This window comes from Bradyrhizobium sp. USDA 4510 (genome assembly GCF_054059095.1).
Map to the genome: position 1 here is coordinate 7,069,070 of NZ_JBSSBT010000001.1, position 24,215 is coordinate 7,093,284.

Here is a 24,215-nt window from a genome sequence, read left to right on the forward strand (position 1 = left end):
GGCTGGTCCGAAGGACCAGACCCGGAATGACGAGCTTCCGGGTTCGATGCTGCGCATCGCCCCGGAATGACGGCTCAGAGGAGAGACAACATGCCAACCACCCTCGGCACCGGCGAACACCGCTATCGCGTGGTGGAGAACTTCGCAAAACTCCCCGACGGCTGGAGCCTGACCGATGTTGCCTCCGTCGCGGTCGACAGCAAGGACCGCGTCTACGTTTTCAACCGCGGCGACCATCCGATGGTGGTGCTCGACCGCGATGGGAATTTCATCAAGAGCTGGGGCGAAGGCGAGTTCTCGCGTGCCCACGGCCTGCATATCGACGCCGACGACAATCTCTATTGCACCGATGACGGCGACCACACCGTGCGCAAATGCTCGACCGACGGCAAGGTGCTGCTGACGATCGGCATCCCGAACAAGCCGGCGCCGTTCATGAGCGGCGAGCCGTTCCACCGCTGCACCCATACCGCGCTGTCGCCGAAGGGCGAGATCTATGTCTCCGATGGCTACGGCAATGCCTGCGTCCACAAATACACGCCGGATGGCAAGCTGATCAAAACCTGGGGCGAGCCCGGCACCGACCCCGGCCAGTTCAACATCGTGCACAACATCGCGACCGACGCCGATGGCTGGGTCTATGTCGCCGACCGCGAGAACCACCGCGTCCAGGTGTTCGACGGCAACGGCAGATACGAGACGCAGTGGAACAACCTGCACCGGCCCTGCGCGCTGTGCTGCTGCGGCGGTGGCAAGCAGCCGAACTTCGTGATCGGCGAGCTCGGCCCCGGCATGGCGGTGAATCGCAAGGTGCCCAATCTCGGCCCGAGACTGTCGATCGTGGATCACACCGGCAAGCGCATCGCGCGCCTCGGCGGCGAGCAAGGCCCCGGCGTCGAGACCGGCAAATTCCTGGCGCCGCACGGCATCGCGCTGGATTCCCGCGGCGACATCTATGTCGGCGAAGTCGGCGTCACCGACTGGAAGACCAGCTTTCCGGACACCGAGATGCCGGCCGCGGTGCGCGTGACGCGGTGCCTGCAGAAGCTGGAGAAGGTTTAGATTCAGTCTCCCACCGTCACTCCATCACCGTCACGCTGAGGAGCGCGCATCGCGCGCGTCTCGAAGGGTCGACGGCCCCCGGCTGGTGGCCGTGCATCCTTCGAGACGCCGCTTCGCGGCTCCTCAGGATGACGGGTCGAAAAGCGTTCCCGCGCAATCAAATCTCGCCGATCACCTCGCGGCGGCGCTGCTCGGATTCTTCCGCGTAGCGCCGCATGGCGTGCGCTTCGGTGAGCAGGCCGATCGGCCGGCGGTCACCTTCGACCACGGCGAGCGATTCCGCTTCGGCCGCGTCGAACACCGCGATCGCCTCCTGCACGTTCATGCCGGGATGCAGCACCACATCGGCATAGCGCAGAATCGCGGCAAGCCCCTTGTCGGCCTCGATATCGGGCGCATGCGCTTCGGCGACCAGCGCAAGCCCGGCGTAATGCCCCTCGCCGTCGACCGCGACGACCTGGGTCTTCGAGCCCGGGGGGAATTCCTCGCGGAACGCCTCGATCGGCATCGCGGCGTTCACCGTCGTCATGTCCTGCCGCATCATCTTGCCGACCGTGAGATCGCGGATCCAGCCGATATCGGCGGCGCTGCGGATGGTCTCGCCGCGCAGATGCAATCGCCAGGTCGCGAACGAATAGCCGAATAGCTCGCGCGTGATCGTGGTCGAGATGATGACCGCGACCAGCACCGCGGTGGTAAGCCAGAGGTTGCCGGTGGATTCCAGCGCGATGAACGACATCGTCAGTGGACCGCCGATCACCGAGGCCGACAGCGCGCTCATGCCGATCACCGCATAGGCGTTGGGGTCGAGGTTCAGCCCCGGCCACACGATGTCGACGCCGGCGGCGAACAGCCGGCCGCCGAGCGCGCCCATGAACAGCGTGGCGAAGAACAATCCGCCACGAAAGCCCGAGCCGAGCGAGATGATCGAGGCCACCGCCTTCAGCGCGAACACGCCGGCGATGAAGGCAAGCGGCATCGCCACGATGCCGGCGAAGCGCAGCGCGCCATGGCCCGACGACATCACCTGCGGCGTCAATAGCGCCATCGCGCCGACCGCAAGCCCGCCGAGCGCCGGCCGCAGCGGCGGCCACAGCCGGCTCTTGGTCAGCAGCGCCTCGCACAGCGTCACCCCGCGCATGATCGCAATGCCGGTCAGGGCCGCGACCATGCCGAGCAGCGCTGCAATCGCAAGATCCCGTCCGAGCACATCGCCGACGGTTCCGACGCCGACGCCGAGCGGCAGCGGTTCGAAGGCATGGGCAACGAAGTAGCCGGTCACCGCCGCCACGCCGACCGGGGTCAGGCTGGCCGGCGTATAGCCGCCGATCACAAGCTCGAAAGCGTAGAACGCACCCGCAAGCGGCGCGCTGAAGGCGCCGGCGATCGCCGCCGCCGCACCGCAGCCCACCATGATTCGCTGGTCGTTGCGGCGGAGGTGAAAGCCGCGCCCGAGCGAGGCGGCGAGGCCGCTGGAGAGCTGGGTGTAGCCGGCCTCGAGCCCGACCGAGCCGCCGACGCCGCTTGACCAGATCGTCTGCAGCGCCACGATCATGCTGCCGCGGAACGACATCCGCCCGCCATAAAGCGCGTTGGCCTCGATCGGGTCGATTTCGCGGGCCGGCCGGACCCGGAGCAACAGAAGGAACGCAAATCCCAGCAGCAGGCCGCCGATCGTGGGAACCACGAGCGCGCGCACGGGATCGATGCTGGGCTGGCTCGACAACCGGTCGCCGGGCGGCAGATTGAACAGCACCGAATGCAGCACCGTGACGAGGCTGCTCATGACCGCCACCACGAGGCCGCCAATGGCGCCGATCAGCACCGCCAGCACCACAAGGCTCGTCTCGTGCGCGCGCACGAACGCGCGCAACCGGCGCGGCGCCTCGAGATAGCTTGAGGTCGTGGTCATCGGCAAGGTCCGTCACTGGCCGACAGGGCCTTGCGGCTCCCTTTACGGGCCTCGCGGGTGGGAGGCAATCGGGGCAGGAACATGGCAGGGCGCGGCGGATAAGCCGCTCATTGCTCTTCACAATCCCGTCACGCTGCCTGTAGTATGTGAGTGCATGCTGCTTCGCAGCTAATGGGAGTCAGGAGCGTTATTTGAACGCACATGTCTCGCAAGGCGGTTGGCCGGTGCTGGTCTTGAATGCGGACTTCCGGCCGCTGAGTTATTACCCGCTGTCGCTCTGGTCCTGGCAGGACGCGATCAAGGCGGTGTTCCTCGATCGTGTCAACATCGTCGAATATTACGACCGGGCGGTACGAAGTCCTTCCTTCGAAATCCAGCTGCCGAGCGTCGTATCCCTCAAGTCCTTCGTCAAGCCGACCACCCACCCCGCCTTCACCCGGTTCAACGTTTTCCTGCGCGACCGATTCAGCTGCCAGTATTGCCTGTCGGGCGACGATCTCACCTTCGATCACATCATTCCGCGCAGCAAGGGTGGCCAGACCACCTGGGAAAACGTCGTCGCCGCCTGCTCGCCCTGCAATTTGCGTAAGGGCAATCTGACGCCGCAGCAGGCCAAGATGTTTCCGAAGCAGACGCCCTACGCCCCGACCGTGCATCAGCTGCATCGCAACGGCCGGCTGTTTCCGCCGAACTATCTGCACGAGAGCTGGCTCGATTATCTCTACTGGGATACTGAGCTCGATCCGTAGAGCGCGCTGGCGCGCATCGTCGTCCCATCGAATGCAAGCCGTACTGCTGTGATTTGGATCAGGCGGGTCGCTTGGTGAGGGCCGCTTCACCCTCCTCGCGCCCGGGAACGCTGACGTGGACCTCGTGCCCCATCCTGATCGCCAGAGCCGCGGCGGCCGCCGCGGATTCGAATGCAGCTTCCTTGGTGGCGTATCCGCCGTTGAGATTGCCGTCGTGCAGGACGCCCCATTCCTCGCCGGCTGCAATCACCGCATATTGAGCCAATCCCATCGTCTCCTCCTTGCGCCAGCGGCGCTGCGTCAGGTCTCATTCCGCTTGTATCTGTCGCGGACGACCTCCTCGCCGGCCTGCACCGTGCGCCTGCTGCGAAAATGGTGTTGAAGCACGCCGAAGATCAAAGCGGTCAGCAGCACGAGCGCTCCGATGCCGTAGATGATCTCAAGGCCCATATCCATTTGGTCTCTCCAGGCCCTGTTCTCAAAGCCTTGTTCTCGAAGCCTTGCTCTCTTGCCGCCCGCCGGGGCGGCATCGTTCATCCGCTCTTCGCGGCACTGTCGATGCTTTCGCGGTGAATTTCGCGGGCGTCGCTGCCGATCACCGAGATGTAGTAGCCGCGGCCCAGATATTCCTGTCGGGTCTCCGCAAGGTCGATGGCGAGCCGCTTGGCCACCGCAATGGCTTCATCGCGGTCGGCAACCGGCTGACCGGTTGCATCGATCACGCGCTCATCATTCACGATCGCGAAATGAAAGGCGGACATTGGCTATCTCCGCGCATCAATGCGTGTTCGATTCATGCCACTTTTCCAGGTCCGGCTTCTCGTCTCCGGAGGCCTTCGCGTCTCCTGAGCGCCTCGCATCTCCGGAGCGCTGCTCCTTCTCCGGGTTTCCCTTCCACGGCTTGTCGGTTTGCGCGTGGGAACCCCAGTCGCTCGAGCGTCCGGAATCCTGCGTTACCGGCTTTCTGTTCATGACAATCTCCTCAAGAACAGAAGCATCTGTATCCCGATGTGTTCCTAACCCGCCGCGCTCAAGGTCCGCCCGCAACCGAGCATAACCAGCGCATCGAGGTCGATCCCGCAGCAGTACTGACACTCCCTCACGCAGGATCGCATTCGCGTGATCATCCGCGATGTTCGTACTATATCGTTGCATCCTAATAGTTCGCATCCTATCTAGTTTACATGCCTTCACAGTCCCATATCCACGCCGAGATCGGCCGCCTGGTGACCAGACTGGCCCGGATCTGGCGCCGCGAGTCGGATCAGGCCTTGTCCGACCACGGACTGTCCTACGCGACGGCGATTCCGCTACTGGTGTTGTCCCGCCAGGGGGAAAACGTCCGGCAAGGCGTGCTCGCGGATGAACTGGGAATCGAGGGGCCTTCACTGGTGCGGCTGATCGATCTGCTGCAGTCTGAAGGCCTGGTCGAGCGTCGCGAGGACCCGACCGACCGGCGCGCCAAGACGCTGCATCTCACCGCGGCCGGCGGAGCCAAGGTAGAGGAGATCAATCGGGTGCTGCGTCGCGTACGGGCCAGCCTGCTGAAGGATATCGGCAGCGCGGAACTTGCGGTAACCTTCGAGACGCTGCAGCTCATCGAGCAGCGGGCGAGCCGCCTGCAGGACGCCAGGACTGCGCCAGCCAGGACTGCTCCAGAGGCGAAATAGTCATGCGCGCGGAAGAGCCGTTCCTGGTCCGCCACGCGGATCTCATCTTCGCGTTGAAGACGTTCGCGGCGTCGATGCTGGCGCTTGTCATCGCCCTGGCGATCGATCTGCCGCGTCCCTATTGGGCGATGGCGACGGTCTACATCACCTCGCAGCCGCTGGCCGGCGCGACCAGCTCGAAGGCGTTCTTCCGCGTGATCGGTACGCTGGTCGGCGCGAGCGTCACGGTCGCCCTGGTGCCGAACCTGGTCAATGCACCGGAGCTACTGTGCCTCGCGATCGCGCTCTGGGTCGGGCTCTGTCTCTATTTATCGCTGCTCGACGGCACGCCGCGCAGCTATGTCTTCATGCTGGGCGGATATACCGTCGCGCTGATCGGCTTTCCGTCGGTGGCCGAACCGGGCAGCATCTTCGATGTAGCGCTGGCACGAGTCGAGGAGATCTCGCTCGGCATCATCTGTGCGAGCCTGGTGTCGACGGTGGTGTTTCCCCGCAGCGTCGCGCCGGCGGTCGGCGGCCGCATCAGGAGTTGGCTGTCGGATGCGCGCCGTCTGTCCCGCGACGTGCTGCTTGACCGCGGGACCGGCGAGACGCGCCGGGCCCAACGCCTCCGTCTTGCGACCGACATTGTCGAGATCGATACGCTGGCGACCCATGTCGCCTATGATCGGCTGGCCGACGCCGGCACCGTGCGTGGCCTCGGCGAGGTCCGGCTGCGCATGCTGATGCTGTTGCCGATCATCACGTCGATCGAAGACCGGCTTACCGCACTTGGCGAAGCGGCGCTGCAACGGCAACCGGAGCTGCAACGCCTGATCGGCGATCTCGCCGCATGGATCGTGGACGAGGACCGCCAGCGGCAATCCGGCGAGCAGATCCGCACCGCAATCGCCGAGCGGCAATCTGCGCTCGACGGCATCGCGCCGCGGGAACGCATCATCACGATCAGCCTGCTGCTCCGGCTGCGCGAGCTTGCCGACATTTCGGCCGACTGCCGCGCGCTGGGCGATGCGATCACCGCGGGCCGGGATATCTCCAGCGTCCAGCTGGCGTTCCACCCGGAGTCGGGGGCCGCACCGGTCCGTCATCGCGACCACGGCATGGCGCTGTGGTCGGCCGCGGGCGCGGCGGTCGCCATCCTGATCTGCTGCGGCCTGTGGATTGCGACCGGCTGGGCCGATGGCGCCTCGGCGCCGATGATGGCGGCGGTCGCCTGCTCCTTCTTCGCCGCACAGGACGAGCCTGCGCGCAGCATCCGGGCCTTCGGCCTGTTTTCACTGGTCGCGATCGTCATCGTCGCAATCTATCAGTTCGCGCTGGTGCCCGGCATCTCCCATGTCGAGGTCCTGATCGCGGCACTGGCGCCGACCTTCCTCCTGTACGGCTTTTTGATCGCACGACCCAAGACCGCGCCGATCGGCATGGCGCTCGCCGCCAACACCGCGACGCTGCTCGCGCTGCAATCGACCTACAGCGCGGATTTCGCCAGTTTCGCCAACACGTCGGTCGCCTTCTTCCTCGGTGTTGTGATCGCGGAGATCGTAACGCGGATCGCACGCGGCGTCGGCGCCGAATGGATCGCCAAGCGGCTGATGACGTCGAGTTGGCAGGCGCTCGCGGTCGCGGCCGAGCGGCGCGGCCACGGCGATCGCGCGCAGTTTGCCGGCCTGATGCTGCATCGGCTCGGACTATTGGTCCAGCGCATCGCCTTCATCTCCGAGAGCGATCGCCGTGATGCCGACAGCCTGGTCCAGCTCCGCATCGGGCTCAACATCATCGACCTCCGGCGGGCCCGCTACGGCCTCGCCGCAGTGACCGTGCGTGCCATCGACGACATGCTGGACGACCTCGCGGCGGCGTTTCGCGCCCGTGCGGACCAGGCAATGCCGGCCGAACTGTTGTCATGCATCGATGCGGCGCTGACCGCGGTCGTCAAGGACCCCAATGAGCGCGCGCGGGACGATGCGTTGCTCGGCCTCGTCGGCATCCGCCGCGGCCTGTTTCCGGATGCACCCGCGTATCGATCGCAGCCCGAGGAGAGCTTTGCCGCATGAGATATGAGCTCGACATTTACGGCGTGCTCGTTCCGGCGCTGCTGCTGTGGCTCATCGTTGCCTATGCGCTGAGCGCAGTGGCGAGCCGGATCTTGCAGCGCTTCGGGTTCTACCGGCTGGTCTGGCATCGCGCGTTGTTCAATTTCGCCCTGTACGTATGCCTGCTCGGCGTCGTGGTTTATCTTTCGGAGTTTCTGCCATGAAAGCGAATTTCGCCTGGCTCGGCCGGGTTGCGCTGACCGCGGTCGCCGTCGTCGCCGCACTCGCTGTCGCTCGCGCGCTCTGGGTCTACTATATGGAATCGCCATGGACTCGCGACGGCAGGGTCCGCGCCGACGTGATCCAGGTGGCTCCCGACGTCTCCGGCTTCGTCACCGACGTGCTGGTCAGGGACAATCAGCCGGTGCGTCGCGGCGACATCCTGTTCCGGATCGATCGCGCCCGCTTTGCCCTGGCGCTGAAGCAGGCCGATGCTGCGGTCGCCGGCCATCGCGCGACGCTGGATCAGGCCGACGCCGACCTCAAACGCTACAGCTCGCTGACCACCGATGCGGTGTCGCAGCAGAAGCAGGAGCAGGTTCTGGCGACGCAGCTGCAGGCCAAGGCGGCCTATGACCAGGCGGTCGCCGACCGCGCCGTCGCGCAGCTCAATCTGGATCGCAGCGAGGTGCACGCTTCGGTGAACGGCACCATCACCAATATGGACCTGCGGCCGGGCGCTTACGTCACCGCAGGCAAGGGCGTGATGGCGCTGGTCGACACCGACACGCTGCATGTGGAGGGCTATTTCGAGGAGACCAAGCTCGCGCGCATTCGCGTCGGCGACAAGGCGCAGATCCGGCTGATGGGCGAGCCGGTGCGGCTCACCGGACATGTCGAGAGCATTGCGGCCGGCATCGAGGATCGCGACCGCGCGGCAGGCGCGAGCCTGCTCGCAAACGTCAACCCGACCTTCAGCTGGGTTCGGCTCGCACAACGCATCCCCGTGCGCATCGCGCTGGACCACCTGCCGGATCGCATCGCGCTGGTCGCCGGCCGTTCGGCGACGGTCGAGATCATGGACTAGCCGGCTGGCCGGGCGCATCCGCGGCGACAGCATCGAGCCGGTGCACCTTACTGCGGCTCGTCGACCACTCGCCTATCGCACGCCGTAGCGTGTGAAATCGTCGCCGATGCTGCCCTGGATCGCCTTGGCCGCCGCCATGTCGGTATTGCCGCCGGCCTTGTCACCCTGCTTCAACTTCGCCAGGCCGCGGCCATAAAGAGCGCTTGCGAGCTTGGGATCGATGCGAAGTGCGGAGCTGTAGTCGGCGATCGCCGCGCCCAGCTCGCCGGTCTTCAGATAGATAAGGGCACGCGAGTCATACGTCGCGGCGTTGGTTGACGCCAATTGAAGGGCCTTGTTGCAATCTTCCAGCGCCGCCTGCAATTCGCCGAGGATGGCCCGGCTCCAGCAGCGTCCGTTCCACACCCCGTCGAGCTTCGGCTCGAGGCGAATGGCCTCGTCGTAGTCCTGCGCCGCGCGCGCATAATCGTTCTTCTTCAAATAGGCGCCGGCGCGGTTGGCGAAGGCCTCGCCGTAGTTCGGGTTGAGTTTGATCGCCTGATCGAAGGCGTCGGTCGCGCGATCATATTCGCGCTTCCTGAGATAGGCCACGCCGCGGTTGTTGAACGGCTTGGTGTAGGTCGGATTGAGCTCGATCGATCGATCGAAATCCCGGATGGCGCCGTCATAGTCTCCCTTGGCGGCGTAGGCGTTGCCACGGTTGTTATAGGCGATCGCGAGGCCAGCCTGGGTCATGTCCTGCCCCGCATCGATCAGCGCCGTGCAGGCAGCAATGCGCGCGTCGGCCGGTGTGCGATCGAGGCCGCTGCACAATCCGATAGTGCGGAGATAGCTGTCCTTCTTCGCGTTCTGCGCGACCGCCGGCAGCACGGGGAGCGTCGCAACGAGAAGCGATATCAGGCTGACAATTGCGCCGGCGCTTGCACGAAGTTTCATATCGGGCCTTGCTTGCACGAAACGGGCTGCGCCTGGCCTAGCACCCTCGACAGATGTTGGGATTGAACTTGTGAAGGGTGTTTTGCTCAGGTTGCTGCGGCGTTCGAGTCCCGACCTTCCTGACCTTGCTCTTGCCCTCTTCAACGAGCGTGGCGAACCTCACCGTTCCATCGTCCGATATCTCGATGCGTGGCGTGGTGCCTCGAATGCCCATCGTTGCGACAGGGGTGTCGATCTTCATGTCTCCGGTCTTCGCAATGTTGCCGGCAACGAAGGTGAACGTCCCATTGGTCAGTTTGAGCAAGGTCGAGTTCGACTTGCCGTTCGGGTCGTACACGAACTCGGTCATCGCCATCTTGGCGTTGCTCGACAGATTGAACGAAGTGCCGTCGGAGAAATTGATCCCAACGCGTCCGTCGGCTCCAGTTTGCACCACGTCGCCCAGATACACGGGGTCGCCGACCTGCGCCTGAGGCAGTTTGCCGGGCAGCCCTGCCTGAACGACGACTGCATTCGGATGCTCGATCGTGACCGAACCGGTGGCGGCTACGACCCTTCCGATGAATTTCAATTGGATATTGTCCGGTTCGGTTTGCGCCTGCACCTGGCCGGGCGTGAGCGTTGCGAGCGCCAGGACGAAGCTTGCAAGCAATTGAACAATCAAATGGATGCGCACGATCCCCTCCTCGAAAAGGTCTTGTCGTGCCGGGGCTCGATGGGTGACCGGGACCACCGGGCCGAGACCGCAGGACCTTGAGTGCCAAACGAGTTGTCGCAGACAGGCCTAAATGCCTGACGCAGTTCGACTAAAAATTAATAAGTGGACAATTTGCATGGTAATCATACTATTAATTTTGCGGGGCTGCACGCGCGATAAAGGACAGCTGATCTGACCTTTTCGTAAGGCTCCCCCGCAGTATTGGAATTCCATTTTTACTGCCGAATTTGGTTTCAATCAGGACGTTTCAGCGGACAAGCCTATGGCTGACGGCGCGGGGTTTTTCGCCGCGTGGCCGAACCAAGCCAAAATAAAAAGACTGCGGCGCCACTTTCCGCTCGAACTGCCTAACAGGCAAAAAGCCAATGTCAGTTGCGTCCGGCGTAGAGTTCGGGGACGCGTGCATGGCCGTTTTCGGCCAGCCGCCCCGCTTAGTTGGCACTGTTCGGACGGCGATCGGCTGCGGCACGATCGCGGGTGCCCGGGGCATACCGATTCAAATCGTAGCTGGCGATTCCGTTCGCCAGGGTGACGTCATCGAGGTCGGAGCCGGCGGGCGGATCGAAATCCGCCTGGTCGATGGCAGGGTGCTCAATTTGCCGGCCGGCACCCGGCTGGAGTTGGACATCGCGCAGGACCCCACCGGGGGCTTGCGGCCGGGTCTGTTCGCGAAAACCAGAAGCCTCTTCCGCCTCATCGGCAGCCGGCTCGCAGGGTCTGGCGTCCTGACGGCGGACACACCGGTTGGCACCATCCGCGCCAGCGGCCTCGGCATGCTGTCGCTGGCCGCCCTGACCTTCTCGCTGCTGGAGGACGCCCGGGCCGCGGAGCCGAACGTCACGCTCCTGGACGACGACAACATCAAATACAAGGACCTCCACCACGGCGTGTTCGAACTCGTCACCAAGGAGGCGATCCCCCGTCACATCGTCGTCGAGGATCCCGAAGAGACGATCATCCTGAGCAGAAGAGGCTCCTCCGTCGGCGTGAACCATGCCACGAATTCCCCTTCGCACATGGAGGAATTACGGGAGGCCCAACAGGAGACCCTTGCCTATTTCGAGAAAGGACCGGCATCGAAAGGATCCGGCATGCCTGCTCTCGAAGGCGGACAACTGCTGCTGCCGATCAATTTTATTCAGCAGTCCCCGCTGTCGCCGGTGCAAGATACGCTCGGGCCGCTGCCGGTAGCGACCTTCGCGAAAAATGATCTCTTCAAGCTGCCGCCGGTTCCGCCGAAGTTGAACCTCGGAGCGGGGCCGACTGAAATCGATACGGTGATATTTGACGACTTCAATGCGGCGAGCGGGACCTTTTCCGCGAGCAGCATCAAGGGCGGCGCACTGAAATTCGGCATCAGCGGAGGCGCCACAGGCGATACGGTGCTGGGACAGGCGACATACGACGTGTCGAGCGTCGGTACTTTTGGCACGCTCTATCTCAACAGCGCGACCGGAAGCTACACCTTCGTTCCGAACAATACCGCAATCAACGCGCTGAAGGCCAACACGACCCAGAGCTTCGTGATCACGGTCTCGGACGGCGCGCTTTCGGCCAGCGAGAGCTTCGACATCAGCATCCTGGGCGCCGATGACGCCTCCATCATTTCCGGCACCAAGGCCGGCGCGGTGGTGGGTGCGGTCGGCGTCAGTCATGCCTCGCCCGGCCTGCTCATCGCAAACGGCACGCTCACCGACACCGATGTCGACGATCCCGCCAATACCTTCACCGCCGTGAACGCGCCGACGACAAGCGCAGGTGGCTACGGCTCATTCACGCTCACAACGGCCGGCGTGTGGACCTATACGCTCGACAACGCCAACAGCTCCGTGCAAGCCCTCCATGTCGGCAACACGCTGACCGACAGCTTCACGGTGACCACGATCGGCGGAACCCCGCAGACGGTGACACTCACCATCCACGGCCCGCTGATCGAGGTTGGGACCGCGCCATCGCTGACGTTGAGCGAGACCCATCTGACAGCGACGACGCTGGACGACAATATCGCCGGCTCGGCACCGGACGCCGCGCTGACGACGACATCGGGCGAGTTCTCGGCGGCATTCGTCACCGAACCGGGTCTGACGGTCAGCTACGCACTGACGATCACCGGCGGCAACGGTACGGCGTCAGGGCTGATCGATTCGCATACCGGCCTCGCTGACCTGCTGGTTCTGAACGGCAACACCATCGAAGGCCATGTCGGCACGGCAAGCGGGGCGCTCGCGTTCACCATCACGGTTGACCCGGCCACGGGTCGCGTGACCTTCGTCGAGCACCGCGCGGTCGAACAATCGTCGGGCACCAGCCCTGACAGCGGCGAAGGGATCGCGCTGGGGACCGGCCTCGTCAACCTGATCGCGACGGTCACGGAGAGCGACGGCCAGTACCAGGATCTAAGCATCGATCTCGGCAAGCAGCTGACAATCACGGACGATGGCCCGCGCATCGAGGCGGCGGGCACAGCCCCATCGCTGACGCTGAGTGAGACGCATCTGACGGCAACGGCGCTGGACGACCACATCGCCGGCTCGGCACCGGACGCGGCGCTGACGACGACTTCCGCCGATTTCTCGACCGCGTTCACTTCGGTGCAAGGCGCCGATGGCGCGACCATCCGCTACGCGCTGACGATCACCGGCGGCAACGGCACGGCATCGGGGCTGATCGACTCGCATACCGGCCTCGCTGACCTGCTGGTTCTGAACGGCAACACGATCGAAGGCCGCGTCGGCGCGACCAACGGCACGCTGGCCTTCACCATCACGCTCGATCCGGCCACGGGACGCGTGACCTTCACCGACTACCGGCCGGTGGAGCAGCCGCTCGGCACCAGCCCGGACAGCGGCGAAGCCGTATCGCTGGCCGCGGGCATCGTGGGCCTGATTGCCACGATCACGGACAAGGACGGCGACTTCCAGAGCGCCGGCCTCGACCTCGGCAGCAGGCTGACCATCAGCGACGATGGCCCCTGCATCCGGGCCAATTGCACCGCTCCGTCGCTGACGCTGAGCGAGACGCACCTGACGGCAACGGCACTGGACGACCATGTCGCGGGCTCGGCACCGGACGCGGCGCTGACGAAAATTTCCGCCGAATTCTCGACGGCGTTCAGCTCGCTCCAGGGCGCCGACGGCGCGACGACTCACTATGCACTGTCGATCAACGGAGGTGACTGCACCCCATCCGGTCTGATCGATTCGCATACCGGCTGCTCCGACGTGCTGGTTCTGAACGGCAACACCATCGAAGGCCATGTTGGCACAGCAAGTGGCGCGCTGGCATTCACCATCGCGGTTGATCCGGCCACGGGATGCGTCACCTTCACCGAATATCGCGCGGTGACGCATCCGGCCTGCGCCGGCCCTGACAGCGGCGAAGCCGTGTCGCTGACCGCCGGCGTCGTAAGCCTGGTTGCCACCATCACGGACAAGGACGGCGACTTCCAGAGCGCGTGCATCGACCTCGGCAAGCAACTGACGATCACGGACGATCACCCGACCATTTGCGGCTTCCCGGAGACCTTCGTCGCCGCTCAGGATCATCAGACTGCGACAGGTACCTACGATATCAATTTCGGCGCGGATGGCGATGCCGCGATGTTCGTTGCCGTCCACAACGGTCCGGTCGGCTGCTCGGGATATGATCTGGCCACATCATGCCTGGGCAACGGCATCACCGCGGTGCACGTCACCGGACATGGCGATGATTACAACTTCTACTATACGACCCATGAGGTGGGCGGCGGCGTCGAGCTCGACGCGTATCTTACCGATTGCGGGGGTAGGTTGGACGATCCTTATTTCAAGTTGCTGATCAATCCGGATGGAACATTCTGCTTTGATCTCGAGCACGCCGGGCCGTCGAAGGACGTCACCGTCCATGGCTCCGATTTTGATGCCCCGATCTGCGGCACGCCGTCATTGACGGCTCCGGACGGACAACTGGTTATTACCGGGTCGGACTGCGCCGGCCAGCCGCTCGATGTCAAGGCATCGGACTGCGGTATTGCGGTCGGCGACAGTGGACTGCAGATGGACCCGGCCGAGCAGTTGAATCTCGCGTTCACCGAGAAGCAGTCGCAGGTCGGCTTCAATCTCACGGAATGGCAGGGCTACGGCACCGCCGGTGTGATCCTCAAGGTTCTTGATGGCAGCGCCGACGTTCACGACTTCTGCATCGATGTTCCCAGGCCGCTCTGCGGCAGTGCCGGCTTCGTGGTGCAGGAGACATCGGATGCTTCGCTGATCGACACCTACACCTTTGATGCCACGACGACGACGTATACGCTTTACGTTGACAGGTCGTTCGATCAAGTCCAGGTCGACTACGATCGGGTGGAAGCCGGGTGTCCCACCTTCGCGATCAACAACATCAGCTATACCGAAAAGACGAGCATCAATGCGGATCTGCTGTTCGATGTGACGGCGGTCGATGCGGACGGCGATTCGGCGACGAGCAGCCTTCAGGTCGATATTCAGTGCCACACGGCGGGGATGGACACCTTCATATTCGCCGCCAGCCAGGACAGCCCCGCGCCGCCGGTCGGCGCCAGCGCTCCCGCACCCGATGTTAGTCCGATGTCAACGAGTAGCCACGAGGACGCGGCGTTGTCTCAGGCAATCCTGCCCTTTGTAGACGGCGGAACGTCGGGAACGACCGAGCAGTCCTTTCATTTCGCGGAGCCTTCGAGCCTTGAACAGCAGGGAGCTTCGTCCCCTCCACAGTTTGATCAAAGCCTCGCATGGTTCGGCCGCCACGACGATTCCGCCGGATTTCAGCTGGCGCAAGGAGTTGCAACTGGTGGAACGCCGGCAATGGGGCCGGCTGTCCCGGAGCACCAAACAGATTTCTTCCCGGACCATACGCCGGACGCCGTCGTGACCCATCCGCTACACGATCTGATCATGTAGCGATCGCTTCTTGTAGCGATCCCTTCGTCTAGCGATCCCTTGGGCGCGTGGCCGGCACTCCGGCCCGCGTCGGACGTTGACGCGGGCGGCCGGCAGCGTTTCTCGTGTCAGTGCCAGCCCTCGCCGGCCTTCAGCGCCGCCGAGAGGCTGCGCACCGGGCGCGTCACCAGCGGGTCGAGGTCGAAGCGCTTTTCAAGCATCTTGAGGATCGACGTGGTGTCGAAGTCCTCGTGCGCGACGCCTGACTTGTTGAAGCGCTTGGCGATCAGGAGCGCCGGAATGCGGGTGCCCGGGCCCCACTGGTCCGCAGCCTTGGCTTCGGCACCATGGCGGTTGAACGGCGGCGGGGGAACGTGATCCCACTGCCCGCCGAACTCGTCATAGGTGATGACGATCAGCGTGTCCCTGCCATCCGGCCCCTCGACGATCGCCTTGACGAGATCGACGAGATGCTGGCTGCCTTCGGACTCGCTGGTGTAGCCCGGATGCTCGTTTTCCTCGCCGATCGGCTTGATGAAGCTGACCTGCTTCAGCCGGCCGGTCTTCGCCGCCTGGATGAACTCCGCCTCGTCCTTCAGGCGATCTTTGCGGGCCTGCGTTCCGGGCGCGTAGTTGGCGAAGTAGTTGAACGCCTGATGGTGGTACTGGAAATCCACGTCCGGGCAGTTCGGGAACACCGCCGTGGAAACATGGTTCGGGTCGGTGCAGGTCGTACCGTTGCCGTTGGTCCAGCCCGAAGCGCCGACGTCGCCGTTGGCGTTCGACCAGCCGCCCGAATACCAGGCCCAATCCACGCGCTTTGCCGACAACCGATCGCCGATGTTCGGCGTGTGCAGCGGCGGCAGGCGCTTGATGTCGGCGGTTCCCGGGGAATAGGGCTGATAGAACGGCTGCGTCGTGTTGACCGCGTAGTCGCCGCAGGCGAGGCCCGCCGGCAGGCCGGCCTGATTGCACTTCGCCGTCAGCTGCGCATCCTTCACGGTCGAGAGCGGCGTGTAGAGCGGCGTGCTGGTCGGCATGCCGTTGGCATCGACGATCGAGTGGAAATCGTTGGCGCTGCCGTCATTCAGGGCACCGACGAACTGCGGCGCCGCGGCGGCGACCAGGAACTGGTGGTTGAGGAACGAACCGCCGAAGGCGCCCTGGAAGAAGCTGTCGGCAATGATGTAGTTCGGCGCGCCGTTGCCGTGGAGATAGGTGTAGATGGGCAGCTTCTTGGTGTCGTAATAGCCCATCACCAGACCCGCCGCATCACTGCCGGTCATGTAGCGGTTTTGCCGGCCGCCGTTGAGCTGGTACTGCTCGCTGTAGAAGCGGTGCACGATGTCCGCGGTGCAGCCGCCGGGCGCGCCGGTGCCGTTGAGGAAACCGTGAGCCGCGAAAGCGCCGAGCGGCTTCGGGCAGGTCGTGGCCGAGGTCGGAATGAATTCATTGATCTCGAACGGCTTGTTCTTGAAGGCGCTCAGGATCGCGACCGTGCCCGTATTGTCGGTGCAGCTGGTCGGTTGCGGCGACGGAGAGGTCAGGTTGACGTCGTTCTGCAGCAGACAGGCATAGACGGTCTGGTTGTCCTGCCGAACCTGCAGGGTGTGCGCCTGATCGGCATAGGATGTGCCGTTGATCCGGTCGCGGCCGACGTCGCCCCAGTGACCGTAGAGGTTATCGAAGCTGTGGTTCTCCTGATAGATGACGACGATGTGCTTGTACTGGTGCACGCCTTCATGGCCCCGATCCCGCAGATCGCGCAGCTCGTCCCTGATCTCGTGCTTGAACTCATCAACGATCTTTTCGACCAAATTCTCTGCGTTTGCTACCGGCGAGATGGCAACGGCGCCAGCAACAACCGCGAGCGCCGGAATGGCTCCCCAAAGCCGCATAGTGCTCTCCTGATTTTAGAAAGAAATAGAAATGGAGCTACACGCTATGCAAAACACATTTCGCTGGGATGACTGTTTTTCGACGCGCGCGCAAACGCGCGGAAGGATGCTCGCGCACCAACAGACTTTCATCCTGTCAAACGCAGACTGCGTTGCGCTTCGCTGATCGAGCGTCATCAAACCGCAATCAAAATTCGTCTATCCAGTCAGATGGTCATTGATCCTGCCGACTGGAAACTGTCACCTCCGTGACATCTTCCGACGCACGGCAGCGCATATGCATTTGTGACAGGGGCGTTTTCGCGCAATGGCTTGGGATATTCTCGTGTCCGGCTCCGGAAAACATCGTGCGACAGCCGCCGATCGCGGCGTCAGACCGGCACGGGGCGCGTGGCTGGCGCTCGTCGTTGCCCTGCTCCCGTTGCGCGCGACGGCGTTCCCGCTCGGCGGCGACCAGACCGTGCTGCCGACCGGCACCGAATTTTCCGAGGAAGCGCTCGCGCGGCCGCGCGAACTCTTTCATTCCGAAGCCGTCGGCGGGCGAAAGTCCTATTTGGTCAATCTCGGCGAGCTTGCGTTCAACTCGCCTTCCATCCTGGGGGGCAAGGCGCGTCAGGCCGAGATGAGCTGCGGCACCTGTCACGTCAACGGCGCATCGAACCCGAAACTGTTCGTTCCGGGCGCATCCTCCCGCCCCGGCACCTTCGATACGACCAGCCTTGCCTTCAACGCGAATACGTTCAACAGCATCCTCGATCCGGTCAGGATTCCGAGCCTGCGCGGCGCCCGCTTCCTCGCCCCCTACGGACATGACGGGCGCATCACCTCGCTGCGCGACTTCGTCTATAATGTCATCGTCAATGAATTTTCCGGTCCGAAGCCGCGCGACGAGGTTCTCGACGGCCTCGTCGCCTATATCAACGATATCGATTTTCTCCCCAATCCGAAGATTGCACCCGGCGGCAGGCTTGCCGCGCAGGCGAGCCTGGCCGAGCGCCGCGGCGAGGCGCTGTTCTTCAAGCCGTTCCCGAAGCAGGCCGAGCTGAGCTGCGCCGGTTGTCATGTTCCGGGTGGTACCTTCAACGACCAGATGCGCCACGACGTCGGATCCGGTGGACTGGTGAAGACCCCGACTTTGCTGAACGCCAACTTCAACGCCCCGTATTTCCACGATGGCCGCTACGACACCTATGAACAGGTGGTCGATCATTTCGATCGTGTGTTCGACCTCGAACTATCGAGCCAGGACACCCAGGACCTCGTGGCCTATCTGAATGCGGTCGGCGACGGCGAACGCCCGTTCGACAAGGACGGCGTCATGCTCCGGATGAAAGAGGTGCTCGAGCTCTCGAGCGTCCTCGAGGTCGCGATCCCGGCTGCCGACACCGCGGTGGTGTCACTGGCCGTGACCGGGGTCGGGGCCGAACTGCGCGAACTGACCGAGCGCATCCCGGACATCAGGAACACCTCGATCGGTGGCAAGGACGAGCGGCTGGCGGCGCGCGCGATCCTGAAGGACCTCGTTCTCACCCTGCGCCGCATCGATCTCGACGTCGGCGCCGGCCGTATCAACGATGCGATGGCCGAATATCGCAACTTTGCGCAGCTGGTGCACTTCGACGTACCCGTCGCTCTGAAAAAGGCCGAACCCTGGTCGCTGTTCAACAGCAACGTGCATCAGTCGCACTACACCGCGCTCGGCCGGATCCTGCCGGTGACAAGCCAGCAGTCGCAATAACGGACAGCGTGCTCACTCCGAAGCCGGCGGCTCAACCCATACGTCACTCTGCTGGATCCGACGGATCAGCGCTTGCGGGTCGAACTTGCGCAAGCCTGCGGGGATTTCAAACGTCTGCGCCGGCTGCGGCTCGTCGCGGATGTGATCGGCAGCGATCACCGTCCCATCCGCGGTCTTGATCCGTACCGGAAATCTGCGCGCGCGGTCGATCCAGCCGACAAAGCTCAAACCGGACGGCGCGGCGATTCGAAAGACATCGGTATCGTGCCCCGCGATCCTTTCCGCTCCATCGCGCTGGCAGTGCCACGTCGCGAGGTCAATCGGCGCGGACAGCTGCGCCATCGCCAGCCATTGCCGGCAGGGATCATCCGGATCGACCGGAATGAACATCCGGGTGAGCGGGCTCGATTGCCGCGCGTCCATGTAAGCCCGTGCCGCCGGACGGACGAAATAGGCCGCGGGCTTGCCCGTATCGATCAGGAAGAACCCGTCGGGCAGCGCGCTTGTCTCGATCCGTGCTTTTCCGCCCGAGACCCGCAAGGCTCCCATGGCGGTTGCCGTGTCGTCCTTGTTCGCGACGAGGTCGGCGGAAAACTGCTGCGCCATGGCCGGGATCGCCGCGCCGGCCAGGATGGCGACGGCAAGCAGGCTAGCCGCGACGCTGCTGCTGATCGCGCACGTCTTCCTATTGCGTTTCATCGCATGTCTCCGGTCGATCAGGTGGCAGGGACACAACATGACGGCGCCGACCGAACCATTGGTTCGATCGGCGCCGCCCTTGGATGCAGTCAAGACCTCGCCGTGGGCGAGAGCTTGATCACTCGGTGTAGGACAACGTGACCGGCTTGCTGAAGTCGAACGCGTCGAACATGTCGGACAATGCCGGGCTGTTGGTCGGAACATACTCGTTGTTCTTCGAGTAGGTCGGGTTCGGCAGGTTGTCGCGGCTGCGGTTCGTGAGCGGCTGGAGAGCCCAGTTGCGCTCGATGAACTTCAGCAGCGAAACGTGGTCGGCGTAGTTGTGGTTGACCTTGCCGCCCGTCGAATAGGGCGAAAGGATCAGGGTCGGAATGCGCGGTCCGTCGCCGAAGAAGTCGATGGACTGCTGGTAGCCGGAATCCCAATAGCCGCCGGCCTCGTCCCAGGTGATGAAGACCGCGGTTTCAGCCTTCAGCTCCGGATTGTTGTCCAGCGAGTTGAGCACGTTTAGGACATAGGCCTCGAACAGATCAACCTTCGAGCTCTGCGGATGACCGTCGAGCAGGCCGTCCGGCTTGCCGAACGACACCGCAGGCAGCGTGTTGTTCCGGATCGCCGTGATCAGATCGGCAGTGTCCTTCATGTGAGCCTGACGCACGGCCGGGTTGGCCATGATCGAGGTCGCATACTGGAACGGATTGCAGATCTGGCAGTAGGCAACACCGAGCGCGTGCGCCGGATCGGCGACCGCAGCGGCGCTGAGGTTGGGGTTCGACGGATTGGCGGCAACCGCGGCGTTGGAAAGCGCCACGGCGTCGTTGAACGCGCCACCATAGAACGCCCAGGAGACGTTCTTCTCCATGAGCGCATCGCCGATCGTGCGAACCGACGACGGCGGCACGTTGTTACCGCCCGACAGCGCGCCGTTCGGCAGATAGCCCGGGTTGACGTTGTTGAGCATGTAGTAGTGGTTGGGCTTGCAGTTCGGCTCCGCCGCGTACGGCAGATTGTTGAGGTAGGTGACGATCGGCTTGACGCCGGGCTGGAAGACATCAGAGCAATTGCTCCAATTGCCGTCGACAGTGTAGCGGTTGACCGAACCCGCGACCGGATTCGGATTGGCGATCAGGTTGGCCGGCGGCGTCACCGGATTGCCCTTGCCGTCGCTCCAGAAGGCCGCGTCGCCGGTACCGAGCATGAAGTGGTTCGCGCCGGTGCCGCCGTGGAACGACTGGTGGAAGTTGTCGCTCAGGGTGAAGCGGTCGGCCAGCATCTTCAGGACCGGAGCCTGACCCTGCTGGGCATTGTAGAAGCCCATCGAGTTGGCCATGCTCTTGTTGGACGCCGAATAGGTCGCCATCACGAACGGGAACAGATCGTTCAGGCAGCCCGAATTGTTCTTCTTGGTGGCGTTGGCGGCGCTGCAGTCTTCCTGCTGCCAATCCTGATAGAAGCGATGCGTCGAGTCGCCGGTATAGTCGTCGTCGCTGATCTGCTCACCCTGCAACTGGAACGGTCCGTTCAGACCGCCGGCGCCGGGAATGCGGGTATCCAGCACACCGGTCGGCAGGCCGCTGAAGCCGGTGGTGAGGATATCGAGATCGGCCGGGTCCATGTCCTTCTCGACGCTGGCTTCGGCGATCGTCTTGAACGGGGGCGCGGTGTCGCTCTGCGCGGTCGGCGTGCCGGCCGTGTTCGGCTGCGGCATCGGGTTGGTCGCGTTGTAGGGCGACTTCGCGATGGTCGGTGCGCCGATATAGTACAAGGGCTGGCCCGCGACCGAGGACTGCTGCGCCTGCGCAAAGTTCGGTCCCGGCGTTCCATCCTCGTTGACGATGCCCTTCGACAACAGGTTGGAGATGGTCTGTCCCTTGCCCTTCGGCTTGTAGATGCCGAAGGTGTGATCGAGGCCGCGGTTCTCACCGATCAGGATGATGACGTGCTTGATCGGCGACGCGGTCTTCACGCCGTGATCGCCGTCACCATGATGGCCATGGTTCCCATGATTCGCACGATCGCCCTCTTCGTGCGCCTGGTGATTGTGATGCGGACGCTTGTCCCAATCACTGCGGCCGCCCGGATAGTGAGCAGCATATGCGGCCGTTGCGACGAGCACCGTTGACGCGATGCAGAGCGCGGTGCTGGTTCGCCAGTGCTTTTTGTAATTCAAACTCATTGTCGACCTCAGGGTGTTTGCGGTTAGCAACACACACTGCTTAGTGCGACAATATGACGCATAATTTTCGCTTACGTGAAAGCGCGCAAGAAATTTCGAAACGTTCAAATATTTTCTAAGGAGACATCTGCCGCCGCGCGGTGCATCTCCACGATTCAATCATGCAACCAATGATCGAAAATTGATCGAGCATCCGCGCCCGCAGCGCAGATCGCAAAATCACTTCAATACAACGCAATCAATGCGAAAGGTGCCTGGAGCGCATCACCTGGCGAAGTGCAGCATAATGTTGGTCATGCACGCCCTGATTGAATAGCGACCACGGCTCGGCGCTGGCCAACAGCGCCGGCACTGCAGCAGCCATCAGATTGCGATAATTCCTGAACTCGGTTGCGGCATCCGCGTTGCGCCCTGCCGCAACCGCCATCTCGATTCGCCGCAGCGTGAGCACGAGCTCCTTGAGGCCGTTGCGCGCAAGTACGCGCTGCTGCTCCCCGCCCGAGACGCTGGTGTTCTTGCGGTCGGGATACTGCTCGGTCAACTCGCGCAGTTCGCGGCCGATCGTATCGACCGCCAGCGCGACGATGTCCTTGTCACCTGCCGGAATCGCAGTCGCGAGCACCATCGAGAAATCGTTGATCTCTTTCAACGTTGCACCGGCACCGTCGCGCTCATAGGGCTGAACGCCATCGCCGACTGCCGTGAGATAGGCGACGAGGTCGCCCTTGTCCTGCGCCGAGAGCTCGAGCTGAAAGGTCCGGTCGAAATAATCGACGACCTGGTCGTAATTGTCGAAGCGGCCGTCGTGAAAGTACGGCGCGTTGAAATCGGCATTGCGCAGCGTCGGCGTCTTGAACAGTCCGCCCGAACCGACATCGTGCTGCTGGTGATCGACAAAGCCGGACGACGGAACGTGGCATCCCGCGCAGCTCAGCGCGGGATCGTGCGGGAACGGCTTTGCGAACAGCACCTCGCCGCGGCGCTCCGCGTCGCTGATCTTGCCGGCCAGCCGTCCGGCAGGACCAAGGCTCGGATTGGGCAGGAAGTCGATGTCGTGAATATACGCCACGATCGCATCGAGCGTCGCCGGCGACGGCTCGGGACCTGCGAACTCGTTGGTGATGACGTTGTGGACGAAGTCGCGCAGCGAGGCGAATCGGCCGTCTGCGCCGTAGGGCGCTAGATAACGGGCGCCGCGCAGGCTCGGGATCCGCACGGGATCGAACGCCAGATTGTTGGCCTTCGGATTGAACAGCGGACCGGTGGTGTCGAACGTGCCGGGCCGGCTCGACATCTTCGGCATGAAGAATTTGGCGTTGTTCGCGCCATTGACGTGGCAGGTGCCGCAGCTCACGCCGGCCTGCCGCGCCACCTCACCGAGCAGCCCGGGCGAATTGAATGCGAGATCGCCGAGATTCACCAGATACGACTTGGCTCCGGTCCGCTCGGACTGGAACACCTCGCGCGGCTTGTCGAGCGCATCCTCGTTCAGTTCGGTCGCGACAGGCAGCACGGTCTTGTCACCGTCGACCGGAAACGCCACCGCACGCCCGAGCAGTGCCAGGGCGATGACACCGGAGAGCAGCGTGGCCAGACGCAGGTGAAGCGATGTCATCGCGCCTGGGCCTCTAGGGTCGGCCGCTGCAGCCCGAGCTTTGCCGAGGCGCTCTGCAACGCAACCACCAGTTCCTCGCTGGTCTGGCGCAGATCGGCAATGTTGACATGCGGCAGGTCGGGCGTAGCGACGATCGCTTCGAGCTGTTCGATCCGGTTGGTCACCATCTCGTCGAGCTTGCCGTCGACCGTGTTGAGCGCGGCCGAGAAGATCGTGTGGTAGGCGAAGTCGATGCCGGCGATGTTGTTGCGCATGTCGTCCAGCGAGGTGCCGCTAATGCGCGACTCGCCGCCATCTGCCTTGCTCTCTCCGACTTCGTAGGCAAGCCGCACCGTGCCATCCAGAAGGCCCTGCGGCGTCAGCTTGATATCCTTGAGCTTGCCGTGGAGATCGTTCAGATGCTCGACAAGGCCGGTCGCATCCGTTGCAACGTCGGTGCTGGCAGCTCCGAACAGTTTCGCCTCGATGGCGTGGAACCCGCTGTCCGCGTTGGGCCAGGCGTCGATCTGCGCATCGAGCTCAGGCACGAAGCCCGCGGTGAACACCTCCGAGCGCTCCCAGCCGGCGCGCGCCGACAGCCAGGCCTTCTTCGCTCCGGGCAAATCCGCCGCTGCGGCGCGCTCGCGCAGTGCACGCGCGCCTGTCAGCGCACTGGCGACGCCCTCGATCAAATATGGCCGGTAGCGCTCGGCGCCCTCCTCGAGAGCGCCGGCATTCGCGGCGCGCACGCCTGCGAACGCTGCCAGCAAAGCAAGGCACGCCGCCACTTGCATCTTGTGCATAGTCAACCCACTCGTCTGCCACGAAGGGCTCGCGGCATGTAGCGGGGCGAACTATTGTCGGTATCCTATGCGGATTTGTGACAGCGCAGACTTTTTGTCGCATCTTTTCTGCTTCGCGATCGTCGATGACGATCACAATTTTGCAAACTCGTTCGCGCTGCTGCAGACGGATTGAAATTGGACTGTTCAACGCGCGTGAGTTGTTGCAACACAACGTCCGCATCTGTCACACTTGTCCGTCGCCATGC

At 63.6% G+C, this 24,215-nt stretch carries 20 protein-coding genes; 8 read left to right on the plus strand and 12 right to left on the minus strand.

The features are described 5' to 3' along the window. Positions 1–90 precede the first annotated feature (90 nt). Complete coding sequence (locus ACVMDN_RS33025; protein WP_076827407.1) at positions 91–1,062, plus strand: peptidyl-alpha-hydroxyglycine alpha-amidating lyase family protein; 972 nt, start codon at positions 91–93, stop codon at positions 1,060–1,062. 157 nt (positions 1,063–1,219) lie between these two features. On the opposite strand, the gene ACVMDN_RS33030 is transcribed toward ACVMDN_RS33025, so the two are convergent. After that, positions 1,220–2,974, minus strand: a complete 1,755-nt coding sequence (locus ACVMDN_RS33030; RefSeq protein ID WP_076827406.1) for a chloride channel protein — start codon at positions 2,972–2,974, stop codon at positions 1,220–1,222. A 191-nt stretch (positions 2,975–3,165) separates the two neighbouring features. Between ACVMDN_RS33030 and ACVMDN_RS33035 the strand changes: the two genes are divergently transcribed. After that, entirely contained in the window at positions 3,166–3,723 is a 558-nt protein-coding gene (locus ACVMDN_RS33035) for an HNH endonuclease (RefSeq protein ID WP_016845270.1), read from the plus strand. Between the two features lie 58 nt (positions 3,724–3,781). Here the strand turns inward: ACVMDN_RS33035 and ACVMDN_RS33040 are convergent, their stop codons facing one another. From ACVMDN_RS33040 to ACVMDN_RS33055, 4 genes are read right to left on the minus strand one after another with little or no spacing between them, the layout of a single operon-like run. Then, on the minus strand, positions 3,782–3,994 hold the full coding sequence (locus tag ACVMDN_RS33040; protein ID WP_028333636.1) for a hypothetical protein: 213 nt from the start codon (positions 3,992–3,994) through the stop codon (positions 3,782–3,784). Positions 3,995–4,023: 29 nt separating this feature from the next. Beyond that, on the minus strand, positions 4,024–4,260 hold the full coding sequence (locus ACVMDN_RS33045; protein WP_141340061.1) for a hypothetical protein: 237 nt from the start codon (positions 4,258–4,260) through the stop codon (positions 4,024–4,026). Next, positions 4,257–4,484 carry a DUF6894 family protein gene (locus ACVMDN_RS33050; RefSeq protein WP_057017740.1) on the minus strand — a complete coding sequence of 76 codons (228 nt, stop codon included), beginning with the start codon at positions 4,482–4,484 and terminating at the stop codon, positions 4,257–4,259. Before ACVMDN_RS33050 ends, ACVMDN_RS33045 begins: the two co-directional genes overlap by 4 nt. Positions 4,485–4,500: 16 nt before the next feature. Then, positions 4,501–4,695, minus strand: a complete 195-nt coding sequence (locus tag ACVMDN_RS33055) for a hypothetical protein (RefSeq protein ID WP_076827404.1) — start codon at positions 4,693–4,695, stop codon at positions 4,501–4,503. 212 nt (positions 4,696–4,907) lie between these two features. Here ACVMDN_RS33055 and ACVMDN_RS33060 point away from each other — a divergent pair, with 212 nt between their 5' ends. From ACVMDN_RS33060 to ACVMDN_RS33075, 4 genes are read left to right on the plus strand one after another with little or no spacing between them, the layout of a single operon-like run. Next, positions 4,908–5,393, plus strand: a complete 486-nt coding sequence (locus tag ACVMDN_RS33060; RefSeq protein ID WP_057017738.1) for a MarR family winged helix-turn-helix transcriptional regulator — start codon at positions 4,908–4,910, stop codon at positions 5,391–5,393. A gap of 2 nt (positions 5,394–5,395) precedes the next feature. Then, positions 5,396–7,447 (plus strand): FUSC family protein, encoded by a 2,052-nt coding sequence (locus ACVMDN_RS33065; RefSeq protein WP_076827402.1) that lies wholly within the window; start codon positions 5,396–5,398, stop codon positions 7,445–7,447. Continuing rightward, positions 7,444–7,650 carry a DUF1656 domain-containing protein gene (locus ACVMDN_RS33070; protein ID WP_076827400.1) on the plus strand — a complete coding sequence of 69 codons (207 nt, stop codon included), beginning with the start codon at positions 7,444–7,446 and terminating at the stop codon, positions 7,648–7,650. Before ACVMDN_RS33065 ends, ACVMDN_RS33070 begins: the two co-directional genes overlap by 4 nt. Continuing rightward, positions 7,647–8,513: an efflux RND transporter periplasmic adaptor subunit gene (locus ACVMDN_RS33075; protein WP_076827398.1), complete on the plus strand. Its 867-nt coding sequence runs from the start codon at positions 7,647–7,649 to the stop codon at positions 8,511–8,513. The genes ACVMDN_RS33070 and ACVMDN_RS33075 overlap by 4 nt, the downstream gene beginning before the upstream one ends. Before the next feature lie 72 nt (positions 8,514–8,585). Here ACVMDN_RS33075 and ACVMDN_RS33080 read toward each other — a convergent pair whose 3' ends face one another. Together ACVMDN_RS33080 and ACVMDN_RS33085 are read right to left on the minus strand one after the other, a co-directional pair. Then, positions 8,586–9,449: a tetratricopeptide repeat protein gene (locus ACVMDN_RS33080; protein ID WP_076827396.1), complete on the minus strand. Its 864-nt coding sequence runs from the start codon at positions 9,447–9,449 to the stop codon at positions 8,586–8,588. A 37-nt stretch (positions 9,450–9,486) separates the two neighbouring features. Beyond that, entirely contained in the window at positions 9,487–10,125 is a 639-nt protein-coding gene (locus ACVMDN_RS33085; protein WP_194295347.1) for a FecR family protein, read from the minus strand. A gap of 446 nt (positions 10,126–10,571) precedes the next feature. On the opposite strand from ACVMDN_RS33085, the gene ACVMDN_RS33090 reads away from it, so the two are divergent. Continuing rightward, a complete protein-coding gene (locus ACVMDN_RS33090; protein ID WP_076827395.1) occupies positions 10,572–15,080 on the plus strand; it encodes a DUF5801 repeats-in-toxin domain-containing protein in 4,509 nt (1,502 codons plus the stop codon). A 107-nt stretch (positions 15,081–15,187) separates the two neighbouring features. Here ACVMDN_RS33090 and ACVMDN_RS33095 read toward each other — a convergent pair whose 3' ends face one another. Next, the gene (locus ACVMDN_RS33095) at positions 15,188–16,957 is read right to left on the minus strand and encodes an alkaline phosphatase family protein (protein ID WP_076827393.1); all 1,770 of its coding nucleotides are present in this window, start codon (positions 16,955–16,957) and stop codon (positions 15,188–15,190) included. 325 nt (positions 16,958–17,282) lie between these two features. Here ACVMDN_RS33095 and ACVMDN_RS33100 point away from each other — a divergent pair, with 325 nt between their 5' ends. Further along, complete coding sequence (locus ACVMDN_RS33100) at positions 17,283–18,695, plus strand: cytochrome c peroxidase (RefSeq protein ID WP_244558794.1); 1,413 nt, start codon at positions 17,283–17,285, stop codon at positions 18,693–18,695. A 12-nt stretch (positions 18,696–18,707) separates the two neighbouring features. On the opposite strand, the gene ACVMDN_RS33105 is transcribed toward ACVMDN_RS33100, so the two are convergent. The 4 genes from ACVMDN_RS33105 to ACVMDN_RS33120 all read right to left on the minus strand — a co-directional run bounded on the left by ACVMDN_RS33105 (position 18,708) and on the right by ACVMDN_RS33120 (position 23,967). After that, positions 18,708–19,394 carry a hypothetical protein gene (locus tag ACVMDN_RS33105; RefSeq protein WP_244558793.1) on the minus strand — a complete coding sequence of 229 codons (687 nt, stop codon included), beginning with the start codon at positions 19,392–19,394 and terminating at the stop codon, positions 18,708–18,710. Between the two features lie 118 nt (positions 19,395–19,512). Further along, a complete protein-coding gene (locus ACVMDN_RS33110) occupies positions 19,513–21,564 on the minus strand; it encodes an alkaline phosphatase family protein (RefSeq protein ID WP_076827494.1) in 2,052 nt (683 codons plus the stop codon). 244 nt (positions 21,565–21,808) lie between these two features. Further along, positions 21,809–23,185 carry a cytochrome c peroxidase gene (locus ACVMDN_RS33115; RefSeq protein WP_076827391.1) on the minus strand — a complete coding sequence of 459 codons (1,377 nt, stop codon included), beginning with the start codon at positions 23,183–23,185 and terminating at the stop codon, positions 21,809–21,811. Next, positions 23,182–23,967: an EfeM/EfeO family lipoprotein gene (locus ACVMDN_RS33120; RefSeq protein ID WP_057017731.1), complete on the minus strand. Its 786-nt coding sequence runs from the start codon at positions 23,965–23,967 to the stop codon at positions 23,182–23,184. Before ACVMDN_RS33120 ends, ACVMDN_RS33115 begins: the two co-directional genes overlap by 4 nt. Between the last annotated feature and the right edge of the window lie 248 nt (positions 23,968–24,215).